A 16317-nucleotide genomic window follows, 5' to 3' on the forward strand; every position below is an offset into this window, starting at 1 on the left:
TGATGGTTATGTTTTTTTACTTGATTAACGGACAACGTTTTTTACCTTAGAGTTTAGGTGACTAAGTAATTCTTTAAATTCAGAGGAGCGGGGGATTATATCAACTTCAGAGAAGCTAAGTCGATATAACCATGCTGTTAATATGAGTCTAACAATGGCACTAATCAACATTAGGTATGCCATTGTAATAGCGATGTCGTATCCGGAAGGAACAAAGAAAATAAGGCCTATCGGTAGAACAGAGATTATCTGTCTTAAAAGTACAATTCCTGGCTTACCTTCACTATTAAAACGCTGTGCTAGGATCCAGCCCATTCCCGAAAGAAATGCTTCAAACACTAAAATGCTAAACAGTAGTGCTGCGGGCTGAAAATCTTCTCCAAAAACTAATGGTACCCAGAAAAAAGCGCTCAATGACAATGCAGCCGTTGGGAGCAAAAATATGGGGAATGCAAGCCTAAATGAGCGGGTAAATGGATCTACTTTTTCACTTGCTTCCCCTGCAAATTGTGAAAATAAAACGGTAGATATCGCGTTTATCCCTGTCCCAATAACTCTAGACGTCGCAAAGGCTACACTATAGTTACCAAACATCGCGGCGGGGATTAAAGAAATGAGCAGCAATTTGTCAATATTATTGACTAATATGCCTAACGCTGCTGTGCCATGATATTTTGCTGAAAATGCACAGTATCGCTTTAGCGTTAATGTTGGGGTTGTCCATTTATATCGTTTGATAAAATAGACTAACATGACAAATGCACATAAAGAGGCGCTAAATCCATATGAAAAAAGTGCGACTTGTAAATTAATATTCTCACTGAATACTGCGAGTAGCACACCTATCAATATAACGAGCGGATATACAAGTTTCACTATGTTGAACTTTTTCAAATCTTTTTCGATTTGCAAAATGTTTGATAGGAAAAAGAATAATGAATAAACAACGCTAAAGCAGATTAGTGGAAGGATTACAGCACTAAGCTCGATAAACGTATGTATAACGGCGCCCGTAATAGCAGTTAACGTAACTACGATAAATAAAGAAAAATTAAAAAAAGGAAGCGCTTTGTTTTTTGATAACTTTCTAGAGAAATAAATAGAAGATTGGTGAAAGCCGCACTGACTTAATCCCGCAGATACCGTTGCAATCAATAACCAAGAGGCAAGAATGCCTCGACCATCAGCACCCAAATACCTTGCAGTAAGCACACTTGTTAAAAAGCTGATGCAAAATATACCTATGGTAGACCCTAAGGTTTGAACTATGCGCCTAAACATTAATAATTATTTAAGCTTTTTTTCAATCATACGGAACATGATTGGTCTAAAAGCGAAACCATAGCCAATCAAACTTATTAATAGGGTTACGCTTAGGTTTCCCCAATCTTGTCTTGCTAAATAGATAAAAGGAGGTACTAGCAAAAACAGCTTTAATATATTAAGCAACAGCTTTTCTGGTACTGTTAATTTTTGTTGGGCAGTATGAATTTTTTCATTTCTTTCTTGGATTGAGCACTCATTTAATGCGGGAATGTCTTTAGATGAAAAGTAGAGCTTCATAGCGAGAAATTAAAAAATTGAAAATCAGCGTCGATTCTACCGTAATCAGCATCAAAAATGTATTAGATTACGCATTGGCGTCTAACTGAAATAAACAAGTACCTAAAATCGGTAATATTTGTTAGAATCGCGGCAATTTTTTACGCTAGGTAGATTTTCATGAACGTAATTGAAGGTAATTTTGAAGCGAAAGGCAAAAAGTTTGCAATCGTTGTTTCTCGTTTTAACGACTTTGTCGTGAGCTCTCTATTAGACGGAGCGGTTGATGCTCTTAAACGCCATGGTAGCGTGAACGATGCAGATATTACAGTTGTTAAAGTACCTGGCGCATATGAACTTCCATTAGTGGCACAAAAAGTCGCTGAAAAAAATGAATTCGATGCCATTATTGCATTAGGCGCTGTTATTCGTGGTGGCACACCACACTTTGACTTTGTTGCCGGTGAGTGTAACAAAGGTCTTGCACAAGTTGCGTTAAACGCATCTATTCCTGTGGCATTTGGTGTGATTACAACTGACTCTATCGAGCAAGCAATTGAGCGCGCAGGTACAAAAATGGGTAACAAGGGCGCTGAAGCCGCTCTTGGTGCATTAGAAATGGTTAACGTTATGTCTCAACTGTAAGTTAAGGGTAGATTAGTGAAACCTTCTCCACGCAGAAAAGCCAGAGAACTTGCGGTCCAAGCAGTTTATTCTTGGCAAATTAGTGATAACGAAATAGCTGATGTTGAAGCGCATTTTTTAACAGAGAATGCGAAACGCCGTTTTGATATTGAATACTTCCAGCAGTTGTTTCGTGGCGTAACCGCAAAGTTATCAAAGCTTGATGACATGATATCTCCGCATGTAGAGCGTCCGCTTGATGATATTGATCATGTTGAAAAGGCGATTCTTCGTACAGCTGTATACGAGTTAAGCGACTGTGGCGATGTGCCATATCGCGTTATCATCAACGAAGCGATTGAATTAGCCAAAGCATTCGCTGCCGATGATAGTCATAAATTCGTAAACGGCGTACTTGATAAATTAGTTAAAGACTTACGTCCTAACGAATAGCCTGAAGAAACCTCTTCAATCAAATCATGAAAGAATTCGACTTGATAAAACGTTTTTTCGCTGAGCAATCTGTTCAGCGAAAGGATGTATTGCTTGGTATAGGTGATGATTGTGCGGTTATCGTCCCGGATGAGCGTCACCATATTGCCATCACAACAGATACGTTAGTTGCTGGTGTGCATTTTTATGAAAATGCAGATCCCAGAGCAATAGGGCACAAAGCGTTAGCCGTTAACCTTTCTGACTTGGCAGCTATGGGCGCCGAACCAGCTTGGATGTCTCTTGCTATAACGCTGCCGAAAGTCGATGAAGTCTGGCTTGAACAATTTTCGGCAGGCGTTTTCGAGCTGGCTGAATATTTTAATATTCAACTTATTGGTGGCGATACTACACAAGGTCCGCTTAGTATAACCATTACTGCACAAGGTCTAACGTCTCTTGATAAAAAGCTATCTCGTAATGGTGCAAAAGCAGGTGACTGGATTTATGTGACGGGTGAAGTAGGTGATGCAGCACTTGGCCTTAAACACTTACAAGGGCAAATAGAGTTAGCCAGTGTTCACCGTGACGATGTGCTGAATAAGCTGCATTATCCAAAACCACGTGTGCTGGCAGGTCAACTTATTCGTGAATTTGGCTCAGCAGCTATTGATATTTCAGACGGCATCATTTCAGATTTAGGCCATATATGTTCAGCCTCCGGTGTTGGTGCAAATATCGTATTAGATGACTTACCATTATCAACAGCTATGCTAGACACTTTGCCACAACAAGAAGCTGTTAAGTTGGCGCTTACAGGTGGCGAAGACTACGAATTACTGTTTACAGTGTCTGAAACCAATAAAGTAGGTTTAGAGACAGCGTTGGTAAATGCTGGCATCAAGCATACCTGTATTGGCCAGTTGAATGGAAACGACAAAATTACCACCACACTTAACAGTGAACCTATTCAAATAGACTCGAAGGGATACGAGCACTTCTCAAATGAGTAATAAAAACGCTAGGGAACTCTTCTCTTTAAAAGATCCAATACAATTTTTAGCTCTTGGCTTCGGTAGTGGATTAGCACCCAAAGCGCCAGGTACATTTGGTACCCTTGCAGCAATTCCGTTGTATTTAGTGCTGATGCAATTTAGCACAACCGTCTATGTGGTAGCGACTTTGTTAGCTTGTGTGGTTGGTGTTTATATCTGCGGAAAAGCCGCCGATGACGTCGGGGTGCATGATCACCCTGCCATAGTTTGGGATGAAATCGCAGGTTTCCTCGTCACAATGGCATTTGTCCCATTGACCACCTTAAATATTTTGTTAGGCTTTATCCTTTTCCGTATATTTGATATCTGGAAACCTTGGCCCATCTCGATTGCTGATAAGAAAGTGCATGGTGGGTTGGGGATAATGTTGGACGATGTTTTAGCTGGTGTTTTGGCGTTGGGGTTTATGCTCATAATTGCTTAATATTAGAGTCTTTATAAACGTAAACATAAAAAAACGAGCATTTAGCTCGTTTTTTTATATCTATTTAACCCATGAGTTGCTAATGCAAAACACGAGCTCTAATTGTGCCATCAATAAGCTTTAACTCTTTTAGTGCGTCGTCACTATTTTCAGTTTCAACATCAATAACCACGTAGCCTATTTTGTCATCAGTTTGAAGGTACTGTGCTGCAATGTTTACGTTTAGCTTCGCAAAAGCATTGTTAATAGCAGTAAGCACACCAGGTTGGTTGTGGTGTATGTGCAGCAGTCGTGAAGTGCCTACGTGTTCAGGCAGTGACACTTCAGGGAAGTTAACAGCTGATAGCGTAGAGCCATTGTCAGAGTATTTTGCTAATTTGCTAGCCACTTCTAATCCAATATTCTCTTGTGCTTCTTGCGTACTGCCACCGATATGTGGAGTCAAAATACAGTTGTCAAACTCGCGAAGTGGTGAGACAAACTCTTCGTCATTGCTCTTTGGCTCTACAGGGAAAACATCGATAGCGGCACCACCAACTTTTTTGTCGGCCAACGCCTCTGCAAGTGCGTCAATATCAACAACTGTACCGCGAGATGCATTAATAAAAATAGCGCCTTGTTTCATTACTTCGAATTCTGCTGCGCCAATCATGTTTTGTGTTTGAGCAGTTTCAGGTACATGAAGACTGATAACATCAGCTTCTTTTAAAAGTGCGGTAAGGGATGGCGCTTGGCTGGCGTTACCTAGTGGAAGTTTTGTTTCAATATCATAGAAACGAACGCGCATACCGATGGTCTCGGCCATAATGCCCAATTGTGTACCGATGTGGCCGTAACCAATGATGCCTAGCGTTTTACCGCGCGCTTCGACTGAACCAGCAGCAGACTTATTCCATTCGCCGCGATGTGCTTGAGCATTCTTTTGTGGAATGCCTCGAAGCAACAGTAAAATTTCACCTAACACAAGTTCTGCAACAGAACGGGTGTTAGAAAACGGCGCATTAAATACTGGGATCCCTCGAATTTGTGCGGCAGGCAGCTCCACTTGGTTTGTACCAATACAGAAACAACCAATGGCTACCAGTTTTTTAGCGTGTTCGAGAACGCTCTCAGTGAGTTGAGTGCGAGAACGAATACCAATGAAATGAACGTCTTTAATTTTCTCTTTTAAATCCGCTTCTGCAAGTGAAGTTTTAAGATATTCAATGTTGGTGTAGCCTTTTGCTTTTAACTCTTCAAGGGCACTTTGGTGTACACCTTCTAAAAGCAAGATTTTGATTTTATCTTTGGCTAGTGACGGTTTGTTCATGGTTTACGTTCTATATGTTAGTTTAGATGGCTAGATTTCTAAACTAACATATAGTGTTAAAACTCTAAAGCTTTATTTTTGGCAAAATTTAGCTATTTTTCGATGGTTTTTACACCAGTTGATGTGCCGAGTAGAAGTACGTCAGCACCTCTGTTCGCGAATAGGCCATTGGTAACAACACCAACAATAGCATTTATGCTTTTTTCCATTTCTACAGGGTTTAGAATGCTCATGTTATGGACGTCTAGGATGACATTACCATTATCGGTAACAACCCCCTCTCTATATACAGGGTCACCACCAAGCTTCACTAATTCACGTGCGACATAGCTTCTTGCCATTGGGATTACTTCAACAGGCAAAGGGAATTTACCCAATACACCTACTTGCTTTGAGTCATCCGCTATACAGATAAATTCTTTAGCAACCGCCGCTACAATTTTTTCTCTGGTAAGTGCGGCACCACCACCTTTTATCATGTGCATATGTTCTGTAATTTCATCTGCACCATCAATATACACGTCCAATTGATCAACACTATTCAAATCAAAAACTTCAATACCATATGACTTAAGTCGTTCAGTTGATTGTTCTGAGCTAGAAACGGCGCCAGTGATTTTATCTTTAACCTCGGCGAGAGCATCGATAAAATGATTAACAGTTGAACCTGTGCCAACGCCAACGATAGAGTCTGCTTTAACGTACTTTACGGCTTCTTGGCCGACTAACTTTTTTAATTCATCTTGTGTCATAGTTTGCTCGTTGAATTGAATGATTTGGATTATTTTTATAGGCGCTATTTTAGATCAGATTACGGAAATGATCTGAGATAATTTGTTGTGAAGGGGTAATTATTTCTGGTAGCGGTATATCCCAGGATTCAGTTGGTATTTCTTCTACCTGCTGACAGTCTAGAGCTAGGCCGATAGGATAGGGCTTGGCACTTGGGGTATGAGCAACCGACTTGTACCATCTTGATAAGGTTCTATCATAAAATCCACCTCCCATACCCAAGCGTTGAGCTTTCCAATCAAACGCGACAAGGGGCGTAAACACTATGTCTATAGTATTAATAGGCACTACTTTTGTTACATCTAATACTGGCTCGGCTATACCAAATTTATTCGTTTTCATTTTACTCTGCCGGTCGTAGCGCAAGAATAATAAATGCCCCTTACAAAAAGGGTGTAAAACCGGGAGAGCTACCGTTTTTTTGAGCTCCCAAGCTTTTTCGATAAGTTTTTCTGTTCTCAGTTCACCGTCATTCGTTAAGTAAATGGCGATAGCACTCGCTGCACTAAAGCGTTCGTTTGACATAATGTTTTTGACAATTCCTTTGCTGGCCGCGACGTGTTCAGAGGCGGAAAGCGCATTACGTATGCTTCGTACTGACTCTCTTATGGCTGTTCTTTCGAATGCTTTGGTCATTTTTCACCAATTTCTCACTTTTATGAATGACAAATAACAAAAAAGCTAGTGGCTTTCGCGACTAGCTTTTTTAACCTTAACTTTGTAGCTCTCTACGAGCTATGAGGTATGTTTTTCAGGCGCTCCTTCGTGAGTACCTGTTACCGCAATTTCTTTAGCAATAGCTTCGTCAATGTCGGTTGGGTGGCTGTCTTCAGCGCCATGCATCCAGTCAACTAGCTTGCCACTGATTAACCATAGAATGATACCTGCTACGAAAGCCATAATAGCAACGCCCATGAACGCTGCGAAAGGACCAACATCACCAACCATTTGACCGACCCAAGCTGCCGCGTAGTTACCAACACCAGAGAAGAAGAACCACATACCCATTAGTAGTGATGTGTATTTAAGCGGTGCTAGCTTAGTTACTAATGAAAGGCCAATTGGCGATAGACATAGTTCACCCATGGTGTGGAACATGTAGGCAAGGATTAGCCAGATAATGCTTGCTTTTGCTGTTTCGCTATCACCAATTTGGATAGCTGCCATTACCATAGAAATAAAGCCCAAGCCCAAGAAGAACATACCTAGCGCAAATTTCTTAGGAGAGTTTGGTTCTGCCTCGCCCATTTTAAGCCACATAGCAGCAAACATTGGGGCAAATAAAATAACGAATATAGGGTTTACAGACTGTAACCAAGACGCAGGAATTTCGAAGCCAAACATAACCAGATCAGTTTTCTGCTTAGCAAATAGATTCATAGAACCTGCCGCTTGTTCGAAACCTAACCAGAAAATAATCGTGAAGAAAGACATAATTAATACAACTTTCACACGATCACGTTCTTCAGAGGTTAAAGGTGCATTAGATGCTTGTTGATTGCCTTTTGTCTTTTTCGCTGCCGGTTCAACACCAACATCACCTAAAAACTTTTTAGACATAGACATCTGTAAGATTACACCTAATAACATACCAATGCCTGCTACCAAGAAACCGTATTGGTAGTTAACTTTTTCACCGATAGTACCAACAACGAAATAACCCAAGATTGAGCCTAAATTGATACCCATGTAGAAAATGGTAAATGCAGCGTCACGGCGCTTGTCACCTTCTTCGTATAAATCGCCTACCATGGTAGAAATATTTGGCTTGAAGAAGCCGTTACCCATAATAAGCAAGAATAGACCAAGGTATAAAAACTCGACTTCTAACCCTGGGATCATTGCGTGCGGTGTGCCTAGAGAGAACTGGCCTAATGCCATCAACACGCCACCAACGATAATTGCTTTGCGTTGGCCCCAGTGGTTATCGGCAATCCAGCCACCTAACACTGGCGTTACATAAACCCAAAACGCGTAAAAACCTAAGATGCCTAACGCATTTTTGTTTAATTCTTTTGTTAACTGTTGCTGAGCATCAGCTGCACTCGGATCAATACCAAAGTACGCCATATCCCAACCGAAACTGCTGGCAAATGCCACTAAATAAAGTACGAAGATACCGCGCATACCGTAGTAGCTCATGCGCTCCCACATCTCAGTACCAAATAAGAGGAAGAGTCCTTTCGGGTGACCTAAAAAAGTCCCCGTATTAGGGTTATTCATATAATTATCCTTTCCAATAATGCATCATTATTTTCAAATACAGCCCGTGTTATACATGCGAGGGGGGCGAAAGGCAAGGGGCGAGAGGTCGGGGCACTGAAATATAAGATGAAATATTTATGCAATAATTTCACTTTTGCTGTCATTTTGAACAATTCTTTTGCTTTTTAATTTTAGTTAAATATTTTTCATCTACATTGCTAAGTGGCCACTATAAAGACAGAGCCAGTTTGGGTATGATAGCTACATCTATATGGATTTACGTTTTTTGAGTTTTTAAGGTAATGAAAGTTACAGTTTTTGGAATTGGCTATGTAGGCTTGGTTCAAGCCGCTATTTTAGCATCCGTAGGTCACGACGTGGTTTGTGTTGATGTTGACCAAAACAAAGTGGATAACCTAAAAAAGGGAATTATCCCTATATACGAACCAGGGTTAACACCGATTGTTGAGCAGACTTTCAAAGATGGGTTGCTTAATTTTACCACCAATGCAAAAGAAGGTGTTGAGCACGGCGCTATTCAATTTATTGCTGTCGGTACGCCGCCAGATGAAGATGGCTCCGCCGATTTGAAATACGTGCTTGCGGTTGCGAAAACAATAGCAACATACATGGAGTCGCCCAAAATCATCGTTGATAAGTCGACAGTACCTGTTGGTACCGCAGATAAGGTCTCAGCGCAAATTTTAGAAGTGCTGAACGAGCGTAATAAAACTATCGATTATGATGTCGTATCAAACCCAGAGTTTTTAAAAGAAGGTGCGGCAGTTAATGACTGCATGAAGCCTGATCGAATCGTGGTAGGTACAGACAATGAGGGTTCGCGTTCTGCTATGCGAGAACTCTATGCACCCTTTAACCGTAATCATGACCGAATGATTTTTATGGATGTACGTTCTGCAGAGTTAACCAAATATGCCGCCAATTGTATGCTTGCAACCAAAATTTCGTTTATGAATGAAATTTCAAACTTGGCAGAGTTGTTGGGTGCTGACATAGAAGCTGTGCGACATGGCATAGGCTCGGACTCGCGTATTGGTTATCAGTTTATCTACCCTGGTTGTGGCTATGGCGGGTCTTGTTTCCCTAAAGACGTGCAAGCGTTAGTAAAAACTGCGCATGGGATTGACTACAAACCTGAGCTTCTAGAGGCTGTTGAAGGCGTTAATTATCGTCAAAAACAAAAATTGTTCGGCAACTTGAATAACCATTTTAAAGGTGATTTAAAAGGAAAAACTTTCGCTGTTTGGGGACTATCATTTAAGCCACAAACCGATGATATGCGTGAAGCATCGAGCAGAGTTTTAATGGAGTCGCTTTGGGCTGCTGGCGCTAATGTACAAGCGTTCGACCCAGAGGCTATGGAAGAGTGTCAGCGTATATATGGTAATAGAGATGATTTGACACTTGTTGGTACCAAGGAACAAGCGTTGCAGGGTGCTGATGCATTAATTATCTGTACCGAGTGGAGCCAATTCCGTGCACCTGATTTTGAATTAATAGCCTCTTCATTATCTCATAAGGTTATTGTTGATGGGCGTAACCTTTACGACCCGCAAAGCCTTAATAATCAAGGGTTTAGCTATTATGCTATCGGGCGTGGTGACAGCGTTAAGGTAACGAGTGCTTAGCCATTGAAATATTTAGTAACTGGTGCAGCTGGCTTTATTGGCTTTTTCGTCAGTGCTAGGCTGCTAGAACAAGGCCATGAGGTTATCGGAATTGATAACCTCAACGACTATTACGACGTTGCGCTCAAACAAGCGAGATTGAAGCAACTCGACATTCATGAAGGTTTTACGTTTTGTAAATTGGATTTATCTGACCGCTCTGGTGTAGCGAACCTTTTTACGCAACATCAATTTCAGCGGGTAATCCATTTAGCGGCACAAGCAGGTGTGCGTTATTCTATAGACAACCCAATGGCTTATGCCGATGCAAATTTGGTTGGCCATTTGACGATTCTGGAAGGCTGCAGAAACACTAACGTTGAGCATTTGGTTTATGCCTCGTCTAGCTCTGTTTATGGTTTAAACAGTAAAATACCATTTCAAACGTCAGATTCTGTTGACCACCCGATTTCTTTATACGCGGCCACTAAAAAATCTAACGAATTGATGTCGCATACCTACTCTCACTTATACAATATCCCCACGACAGGGTTGCGATTCTTCACAGTATATGGCCCTTGGGGGCGACCAGACATGGCTCTTTTTAAATTTACAAAGGCCATATTCGAAGGTACGCAAATCGACATATACAACAATGGCAATATGCAGCGCGATTTTACCTATATCGACGATATTGTTGAGAGCATTATTAGAATTCAAGATATAGTGCCTCAGGCTCAGCAAGATTGGACGGTAGAGAAAGGAAGCCCAGCGAACAGCAGTGCACCTTACCGTGTTTATAATATTGGCAATGGTAATCCTGTGAAGTTAATGGCGTTTGTTGAATCATTAGAACAAGCAATAGGCAAGGCAGCGATTAAAAATTTTATGCCTATGCAGCCAGGCGATGTTTATCAAACCTTTGCAGATGTGGGTGACTTGTATAAGGTCACAGACTTTAAGCCACAGGTGGATGTGGTTGATGGTGTTAATCAGTTTGTAACGTGGTATCGAGAGTTCTACCGCGTTTAAGAAAGAATCAAAAATAACGAGAAAGGAAGTTTATGACACGTTCAATTAAAAAAGCGGTAATCCCAGTGGCAGGCTTAGGTACACGTATGTTACCGGCAACAAAAGCAATTCCTAAAGAAATGCTGCCTATTGTAGATAAGCCTTTGATTCAATATATCGTCAATGAATGTGTAGATGCCGGACTAAAAGAGATTATTTTAGTGACGCACTCCTCAAAAAATGCCATTGAAAACCATTTTGATAAGTCTTTTGAGTTAGAGACCACATTAGAAAAGCGCGTAAAGCGTCAGTTGTTAGACGAAATACAAGCCATTTGCCCAAAAGACGTCACTATTATGCATGTGCGCCAGGGTGAAGCTAAAGGCCTTGGACATGCAGTATTAAAAGCGCATCCATTGGTGGGCGACGAGCCATTCGCTGTTGTCTTGCCAGATGTTGTTCTGGATGACTCAACGGCAAATCAAAAAACAGAAAACCTATCTGCAATGATTACTCGTTTCAACAAGAGTGGTCATAGCCAAATAATGGTAGAGCCTGTACCTATGGATAAGGTTAGTAGTTATGGTGTTGCTGATTGTGGTGGCGCGGTGTTAACGCCTGGCGATGCTGCACCAATGACGCAAGTTGTTGAGAAACCAAGCGTCGATGAAGCACCTTCAAACCTTGCAGTTGTTGGACGTTATGTATTACCAGCTCAAATTTGGACGCTGCTTGAAGCGACACCTCCTGGTGCAGGTGATGAAATTCAACTGACTGATGCAATAGCAGCGTTAATGAAAAATGAGACCGTTGAAGCGTTTCACATGACGGGTAAATCACATGACTGTGGGTCAAAGTTTGGCTATATGAAAGCTAACGTTGAGTATGGTTTACGCCACCCAGAATTAAAAGACCGCTTCGCAGAGTACCTCAAAAGCTTGTCACTTTAAAATAGTGATATAAAGCGAAGATTTGTCAGTTTAAATAACTAAAAGCTATATTAAAGCTTATTGTTATATGGTTGAAGAATGTCGTGTGTGCCAAAATACACGACAGTGATTAAACGTTTTAGCACGTAAAGACTATTATGAACCTTACACACCTCCAAAAGCTCGAAGCCGAGTCTATTCACATTATTCGTGAAGTGGCCGCCGAGTTTGATAAACCTGTGATGCTTTACTCTGTTGGTAAAGACTCTGCTGTTTTACTTCACCTTGCGCGCAAGGCTTTTGCACCAGGCAAAATTCCGTTTCCATTGTTGCACGTTGACACAGACTGGAAATTTAAAGAGATGATCCAGTTCCGCGATCAGATGGCTGAAAAGTACGGATTTGAATTGCTTGTGCACAAAAACCCTGAAGGGTTAGCAATGGGTATGAACCCATTCGACTTTGGCAGTGCTAAGCATACCGATGTCATGAAAACTCAAGGCTTAAAGCAAGCGCTTGATAAGTATCAGTTTGATGCAGCTTTCGGTGGCGCGCGTCGTGATGAGGAAAAGTCTCGCGCTAAAGAGCGCGTTTATTCATTCCGTGATAAGAAACATCGTTGGGATCCGAAAAATCAACGTCCAGAACTTTGGAATGTTTACAACGGTAAGGTGAATAAAGGCGAGAGTATTCGTGTATTCCCGTTATCAAACTGGACAGAGTTGGATATTTGGCAGTACATCTATCTAGAAAATATCGACATAGTACCACTTTATCTTTCAGCTGAGCGACCAGTCGTTGAGCGAGATGGTACGTTAATCATGGTAGATGATGAGCGTATGCCACTGGAAGAAGGTGAGACACCAATGATGAAGAAAGTGCGCTTTAGAACCTTGGGCTGCTACCCGTTAACAGGTGCGGTCGAATCTGAAGCAGCGACACTTCCTGATGTCATTCAAGAAATGTTGTTAACGAAAACGTCTGAGCGTCAAGGCCGTGTAATCGACCATGACTCTTCAGGTTCCATGGAGAAGAAGAAAATGGAAGGTTATTTCTAAACGAAATTTACCCACATATTTTCAATTGATAGGACTTTATTTAGGAAAAGCACCATGAGCCACCAATCAGACTTAATCGCTGAAGACATTCAAGCGTATCTAAAACAGCACGAAAACAAAGAGCTTGTCCGCTTCTTAACATGTGGTAGCGTTGATGACGGCAAAAGTACACTTATTGGCCGTCTTTTGCATGATTCAAAGATGATTTTCGAAGATCAGCTAGCAGCAATCGAAAAAGACAGTAAAAAATCGGGTACAACTGGTGAAGCTGTTGACTTAGCGTTGCTCGTTGACGGTCTCCAATCAGAACGTGAGCAAGGTATTACGATTGATGTAGCGTATCGTTACTTCTCAACAGAAAAGCGTAAGTTCATCATTGCAGACACCCCAGGCCACGAGCAATACACACGCAACATGGCAACAGGTGCGTCAACATGTGATCTTGCCATTATTCTTATTGACGCTCGTCGTGGCGTACAAGTACAAACTCGTCGTCACTCTTTTATCTGTTCATTGTTGGGTATCAAACATGTGTTAGTTGCAGTGAACAAAATGGATTTGGTCGAATACGATCAAGATCGCTACCAACAAATTAAGAAAGATTACCGCGAATTCGCTGAAGAACTAAATTTTGATGATGTGCGTTTTGTGCCAATTTCGGCACTTAATGGTGACAACGTTGTTGAAGAAAGTGAAAACATGCCTTGGTACCCAGGCGCGACAATGATGAAGCTGTTAAATACCATTAAGGTTGAGCCAGCAAATCAGTTGAATGAGTTCCGTTTCCCTGTTCAGTATGTGAATCGTCCGCATTTAAACTTCCGTGGATTCGCTGGTACAGTGGCTTCTGGCCAGGTTCGTATTGGTGACACTATTGTTGCTCTGCCTTCGGGTAAAGAAAGTGAAGTTGCTTCTATTGTTACTTTCGAAGGAGAGTTAGAGCGCGCTGAGCAAGGCCAAGCTGTGACGATCACACTTAAGGATGAAATCGATATCAGCCGCGGCGAAATGATTGTGCGAAAAGGTAGCACGGTCGAGTCGTCTAAAGAATTCAATGCTTCCGTTGTATGGATGCACGAAGATGCGTTAGAGACAGGCCGTGAGTACTATATCAAACACGGCAGTAAACTCACTACAGGTCATGTTTCTAAAGTCGTACATCGAACCGATGTGAACACAATGGAGCAGTCGGATTCGAATACGTTATCGTTAAATGAAATTGGCTCTGTTAACTTTGAAGTTTCTGAACTACTTCATTTCGACCCTTATGATGTTAACCCGTCAACAGGTGCATTTATCATCGTTGACCGTCTAACCAATGTAACAGTTGGTGCAGGCATGATAAACCATGCGACAGAGCAGGATGATACTCAAACATACTCAGCGTTTGAAATTGAATTCAATGCGCTAGTACGTAAGCATTTCCCACACTGGGGTGCGAGAGACATTTCTAACCTTTTCAATAAATAGCCTTAATTTTCAGTGCTAACACTTGCTGTTGCGTATGCATTGCGCAATAGTAAGTGCTTAACATTGAAGCCATTTTTAAAATACATTTCGCAGGGATTCACCTATGACCGCTATGCAAGCGTTTATGCTGACTGTATTTTTGGCGACCTTTATTGGGCTGATAAAGTTTCAAAAGGTGCCAGAGCGCGTCTTTTTTACTTCTACTCTGGTCTGCCTTCTCGCCTCGCTCGTTTCAACCGACGATATATTGAAAAATGCCGTTAACCCCGGCTTGGTAACGTTAATATTACTCGTGTTTTGTTCTTTCACTTTTGAACGAACCAGCTTGCTTCGAAAGTTATCTAATATATTGATAAGCGGCTCTAAGGTTAAATCAACCTTACGAACGCTATTGAGTGCAGCGTTTGCCTCGGCAATTATGAATAACACTGCTGTTGTTGCTAGCCTGATCAATACGATTAAAAACAATACCTTGATAAATCCAGGTAAATTACTACTACCATTATCATTCGTTGCTATTCTTGGTGGTACCTTAACCCTAGTCGGTACATCGACAAACTTACTGGTAAACAGTATGTTTATCGAGCAAAGTGGTACAAGTTTAAACTTCTTTGACTTTACCGCGGTTGGGCTAACGGCGCTGGCAATCTGTTTGGTGTTAATACTGATACGTTTACCTAGCTTACCAAACATTGCTGAGGAAGCACTTCAAACCAAAGAATATCTGTTAGAAGCAGAAGTGAGTGATAGCTCAAGCTTATTAGGGAAAACCGTTGAGGAAAACGGTTTACGTAATCTAGACTCGCTGTTCCTCGTCGAGGTAGTCAGAAAGGGCAGGTTAATCTCGCCTGTTACGCCTGAGGAGGTCTTGCAAGCCAAAGACAAACTGATTTTTACTGGCGACATCTCAAAAGTGAAAACGTTGCAGCAATTTGATGGCCTGACGCTTTTCGCTGAGCAAGATGGTTTGTTGCGTGACAACTTGACCGAAGTAGTCATTAAGCCAGATTCGTCAGTAATTGGAAAGAGTCTCAAAAGTGCAGGATTTCGTGCTCGTTTTGATGCAGCAGTTGTGGCGATTAGACGAGAAGGGGAGACACTTTCAGGAAAATTGGGTGAAATTGTTATTCAGTCGGGCGATTTTCTTGTGCTAGCCGTTGGTAACGACTTTAGCTCCCGTACCAACTTGTCAAAGAACTTCTTTATATTGTCTGGTCATCAACCGGATAACATGCTGTCTGGCTGGCGGAACAATCTATGTGTTGTTGGCTTCTTTACGGCCATCGCATTGTCTGTTTTTACGTCATTGTCACTATTAAAGTGTCTCATGTTTTTTGTCGCTATCTTAGTGTTCACGGGGTGTTTAACCGTCAATGAAATAAAGCGACGGTTCCCGTTAGAAATTTGGATGATTGTGTTAAGCGCACTCACGTTAGCCAAGGGGATGGAAAACAGTGGCTTAGCGGAACTAATGGCGACGAATGTAGAATCAATGCTTGATGGTAAAAGTATCTATGTCGCGTTTGCGTTGATTTTTATTTTGTCCTTAATCGTGACCGAGCTGGTTACCAACAACGCAGCTGCGGCGTTAATGTTTCCCATTGCATATAATATGGCAATAGGCCTAGATGCCAGCCCATTACCTTTTGTGATGGCGGTAGCGTTTGCCGCTAGTGGCAGCTTTATCAGCCCTTATGGGTATCAAACTAACGTTATGGTGTATAACGCGGGTAACTATCGGTTAGCGGACTTTGTCAAATTTGGCTTACCGATTTCGTTAACGTATTCAGCGGTGGTCATTGTTATGATCCCGATAATCTTCCCTTTTAGTGGTTAAT

The 16317-nt window shown here is 41.6% G+C and carries 16 protein-coding genes; 10 read left to right on the forward strand and 6 right to left on the reverse strand.

Features of this window, described 5'->3' with window-relative positions; translation table 11 throughout:
• Positions 1 to 24: 24 nt before the first annotated feature.
• Both ACFSJY_RS18280 and ACFSJY_RS18285 read right to left on the reverse strand, forming a co-directional pair.
• On the reverse strand, positions 25 to 1281 hold the full coding sequence (locus ACFSJY_RS18280) for a lipopolysaccharide biosynthesis protein (protein WP_386037793.1): 1257 nt from the start codon (positions 1279 to 1281) through the stop codon (positions 25 to 27).
• Between the two features lie 6 nt (positions 1282 to 1287).
• The gene (locus ACFSJY_RS18285; RefSeq protein ID WP_386037796.1) at positions 1288 to 1563 is read right to left on the reverse strand and encodes a DUF6170 family protein; all 276 of its coding nucleotides are present in this window, start codon (positions 1561 to 1563) and stop codon (positions 1288 to 1290) included.
• 159 nt (positions 1564 to 1722) lie between these two features.
• Between ACFSJY_RS18285 and ribH the strand changes: the two genes are divergently transcribed.
• From ribH to ACFSJY_RS18305, 4 genes are read left to right on the forward strand one after another with little or no spacing between them, the layout of a single operon-like run.
• Positions 1723 to 2187: a 6,7-dimethyl-8-ribityllumazine synthase gene (gene ribH, locus ACFSJY_RS18290; RefSeq protein ID WP_386037799.1), complete on the forward strand. Its 465-nt coding sequence runs from the start codon at positions 1723 to 1725 to the stop codon at positions 2185 to 2187.
• Between the two features lie 15 nt (positions 2188 to 2202).
• Positions 2203 to 2619, forward strand: a complete 417-nt coding sequence (gene nusB, locus ACFSJY_RS18295; protein ID WP_386037802.1) for a transcription antitermination factor NusB — start codon at positions 2203 to 2205, stop codon at positions 2617 to 2619.
• A gap of 26 nt (positions 2620 to 2645) precedes the next feature.
• The gene (gene thiL / locus ACFSJY_RS18300; protein WP_386037805.1) at positions 2646 to 3611 is read left to right on the forward strand and encodes a thiamine-phosphate kinase; all 966 of its coding nucleotides are present in this window, start codon (positions 2646 to 2648) and stop codon (positions 3609 to 3611) included.
• On the forward strand, positions 3604 to 4077 hold the full coding sequence (locus ACFSJY_RS18305) for a phosphatidylglycerophosphatase A family protein (protein WP_386037808.1): 474 nt from the start codon (positions 3604 to 3606) through the stop codon (positions 4075 to 4077). The genes thiL and ACFSJY_RS18305 overlap by 8 nt, the downstream gene beginning before the upstream one ends.
• A 79-nt stretch (positions 4078 to 4156) precedes the next feature.
• On the opposite strand, the gene serA is transcribed toward ACFSJY_RS18305, so the two are convergent.
• The 4 genes from serA to ACFSJY_RS18325 all read right to left on the reverse strand — a co-directional run bounded on the left by serA (position 4157) and on the right by ACFSJY_RS18325 (position 8401).
• On the reverse strand, positions 4157 to 5386 hold the full coding sequence (serA, locus tag ACFSJY_RS18310) for a phosphoglycerate dehydrogenase (RefSeq protein WP_386037811.1): 1230 nt from the start codon (positions 5384 to 5386) through the stop codon (positions 4157 to 4159).
• Between the two features lie 92 nt (positions 5387 to 5478).
• Positions 5479 to 6138: a ribose-5-phosphate isomerase RpiA gene (rpiA, locus tag ACFSJY_RS18315; RefSeq protein WP_386037814.1), complete on the reverse strand. Its 660-nt coding sequence runs from the start codon at positions 6136 to 6138 to the stop codon at positions 5479 to 5481.
• 49 nt (positions 6139 to 6187) lie between these two features.
• On the reverse strand, positions 6188 to 6814 hold the full coding sequence (locus tag ACFSJY_RS18320; RefSeq protein WP_386037817.1) for a 5-formyltetrahydrofolate cyclo-ligase: 627 nt from the start codon (positions 6812 to 6814) through the stop codon (positions 6188 to 6190).
• A 99-nt stretch (positions 6815 to 6913) separates the two neighbouring features.
• The gene (locus ACFSJY_RS18325; protein ID WP_386037820.1) at positions 6914 to 8401 is read right to left on the reverse strand and encodes a peptide MFS transporter; all 1488 of its coding nucleotides are present in this window, start codon (positions 8399 to 8401) and stop codon (positions 6914 to 6916) included.
• Positions 8402 to 8685: 284 nt separating this feature from the next.
• Here ACFSJY_RS18325 and ACFSJY_RS18330 point away from each other — a divergent pair, with 284 nt between their 5' ends.
• From ACFSJY_RS18330 to ACFSJY_RS18355, 6 genes are all read left to right on the forward strand, one after another.
• On the forward strand, positions 8686 to 10032 hold the full coding sequence (locus ACFSJY_RS18330; RefSeq protein WP_386037823.1) for a UDP-glucose dehydrogenase family protein: 1347 nt from the start codon (positions 8686 to 8688) through the stop codon (positions 10030 to 10032).
• A 3-nt stretch (positions 10033 to 10035) separates the two neighbouring features.
• On the forward strand, positions 10036 to 11043 hold the full coding sequence (locus tag ACFSJY_RS18335; RefSeq protein WP_386037826.1) for an NAD-dependent epimerase: 1008 nt from the start codon (positions 10036 to 10038) through the stop codon (positions 11041 to 11043).
• Positions 11044 to 11075: 32 nt separating this feature from the next.
• Complete coding sequence (galU, locus tag ACFSJY_RS18340; RefSeq protein WP_386037829.1) at positions 11076 to 11972, forward strand: UTP--glucose-1-phosphate uridylyltransferase GalU; 897 nt, start codon at positions 11076 to 11078, stop codon at positions 11970 to 11972.
• 137 nt (positions 11973 to 12109) lie between these two features.
• Entirely contained in the window at positions 12110 to 13009 is a 900-nt protein-coding gene (gene cysD, locus ACFSJY_RS18345) for a sulfate adenylyltransferase subunit CysD (RefSeq protein WP_386037832.1), read from the forward strand.
• Positions 13010 to 13063: 54 nt separating this feature from the next.
• Entirely contained in the window at positions 13064 to 14479 is a 1416-nt protein-coding gene (gene cysN / locus ACFSJY_RS18350) for a sulfate adenylyltransferase subunit CysN (protein ID WP_386037835.1), read from the forward strand.
• 103 nt (positions 14480 to 14582) lie between these two features.
• The gene (locus ACFSJY_RS18355; RefSeq protein WP_386037838.1) at positions 14583 to 16316 is read left to right on the forward strand and encodes an SLC13 family permease; all 1734 of its coding nucleotides are present in this window, start codon (positions 14583 to 14585) and stop codon (positions 16314 to 16316) included.
• Position 16317 lies beyond the last annotated feature (1 nt).

It is taken from the genome of Thalassotalea euphylliae (assembly GCF_042682785.1).
In the GTDB taxonomy this organism is placed as follows: domain Bacteria; phylum Pseudomonadota; class Gammaproteobacteria; order Enterobacterales; family Alteromonadaceae; genus Thalassotalea_F; species Thalassotalea_F euphylliae.

Bases quoted from the DNA above. Each gene is read 5' to 3' on its own strand.
- ACFSJY_RS18280 (WP_386037793.1), bottom strand. From the start codon at position 1,281: ATGTTTAGGCGCATAGTTCAAACCTTAGGGTCTACCATAGGTATATTT.
- ACFSJY_RS18285 (WP_386037796.1), bottom strand. From the start codon at position 1,563: ATGAAGCTCTACTTTTCATCTAAAGACATTCCCGCATTAAATGAGTGC.
- ribH (WP_386037799.1), top strand. From the start codon at position 1,723: ATGAACGTAATTGAAGGTAATTTTGAAGCGAAAGGCAAAAAGTTTGCA.
- thiL (WP_386037805.1), top strand. From the start codon at position 2,646: ATGAAAGAATTCGACTTGATAAAACGTTTTTTCGCTGAGCAATCTGTT.
- ACFSJY_RS18305 (WP_386037808.1), top strand. From the start codon at position 3,604: ATGAGTAATAAAAACGCTAGGGAACTCTTCTCTTTAAAAGATCCAATA.
- serA (WP_386037811.1), bottom strand. From the start codon at position 5,386: ATGAACAAACCGTCACTAGCCAAAGATAAAATCAAAATCTTGCTTTTA.
- rpiA (WP_386037814.1), bottom strand. From the start codon at position 6,138: ATGACACAAGATGAATTAAAAAAGTTAGTCGGCCAAGAAGCCGTAAAG.
- ACFSJY_RS18320 (WP_386037817.1), bottom strand. From the start codon at position 6,814: ATGACCAAAGCATTCGAAAGAACAGCCATAAGAGAGTCAGTACGAAGC.
- ACFSJY_RS18325 (WP_386037820.1), bottom strand. From the start codon at position 8,401: ATGAATAACCCTAATACGGGGACTTTTTTAGGTCACCCGAAAGGACTC.
- ACFSJY_RS18330 (WP_386037823.1), top strand. From the start codon at position 8,686: ATGAAAGTTACAGTTTTTGGAATTGGCTATGTAGGCTTGGTTCAAGCC.
- galU (WP_386037829.1), top strand. From the start codon at position 11,076: ATGACACGTTCAATTAAAAAAGCGGTAATCCCAGTGGCAGGCTTAGGT.
- cysD (WP_386037832.1), top strand. From the start codon at position 12,110: ATGAACCTTACACACCTCCAAAAGCTCGAAGCCGAGTCTATTCACATT.
- cysN (WP_386037835.1), top strand. From the start codon at position 13,064: ATGAGCCACCAATCAGACTTAATCGCTGAAGACATTCAAGCGTATCTA.
- ACFSJY_RS18355 (WP_386037838.1), top strand. From the start codon at position 14,583: ATGACCGCTATGCAAGCGTTTATGCTGACTGTATTTTTGGCGACCTTT.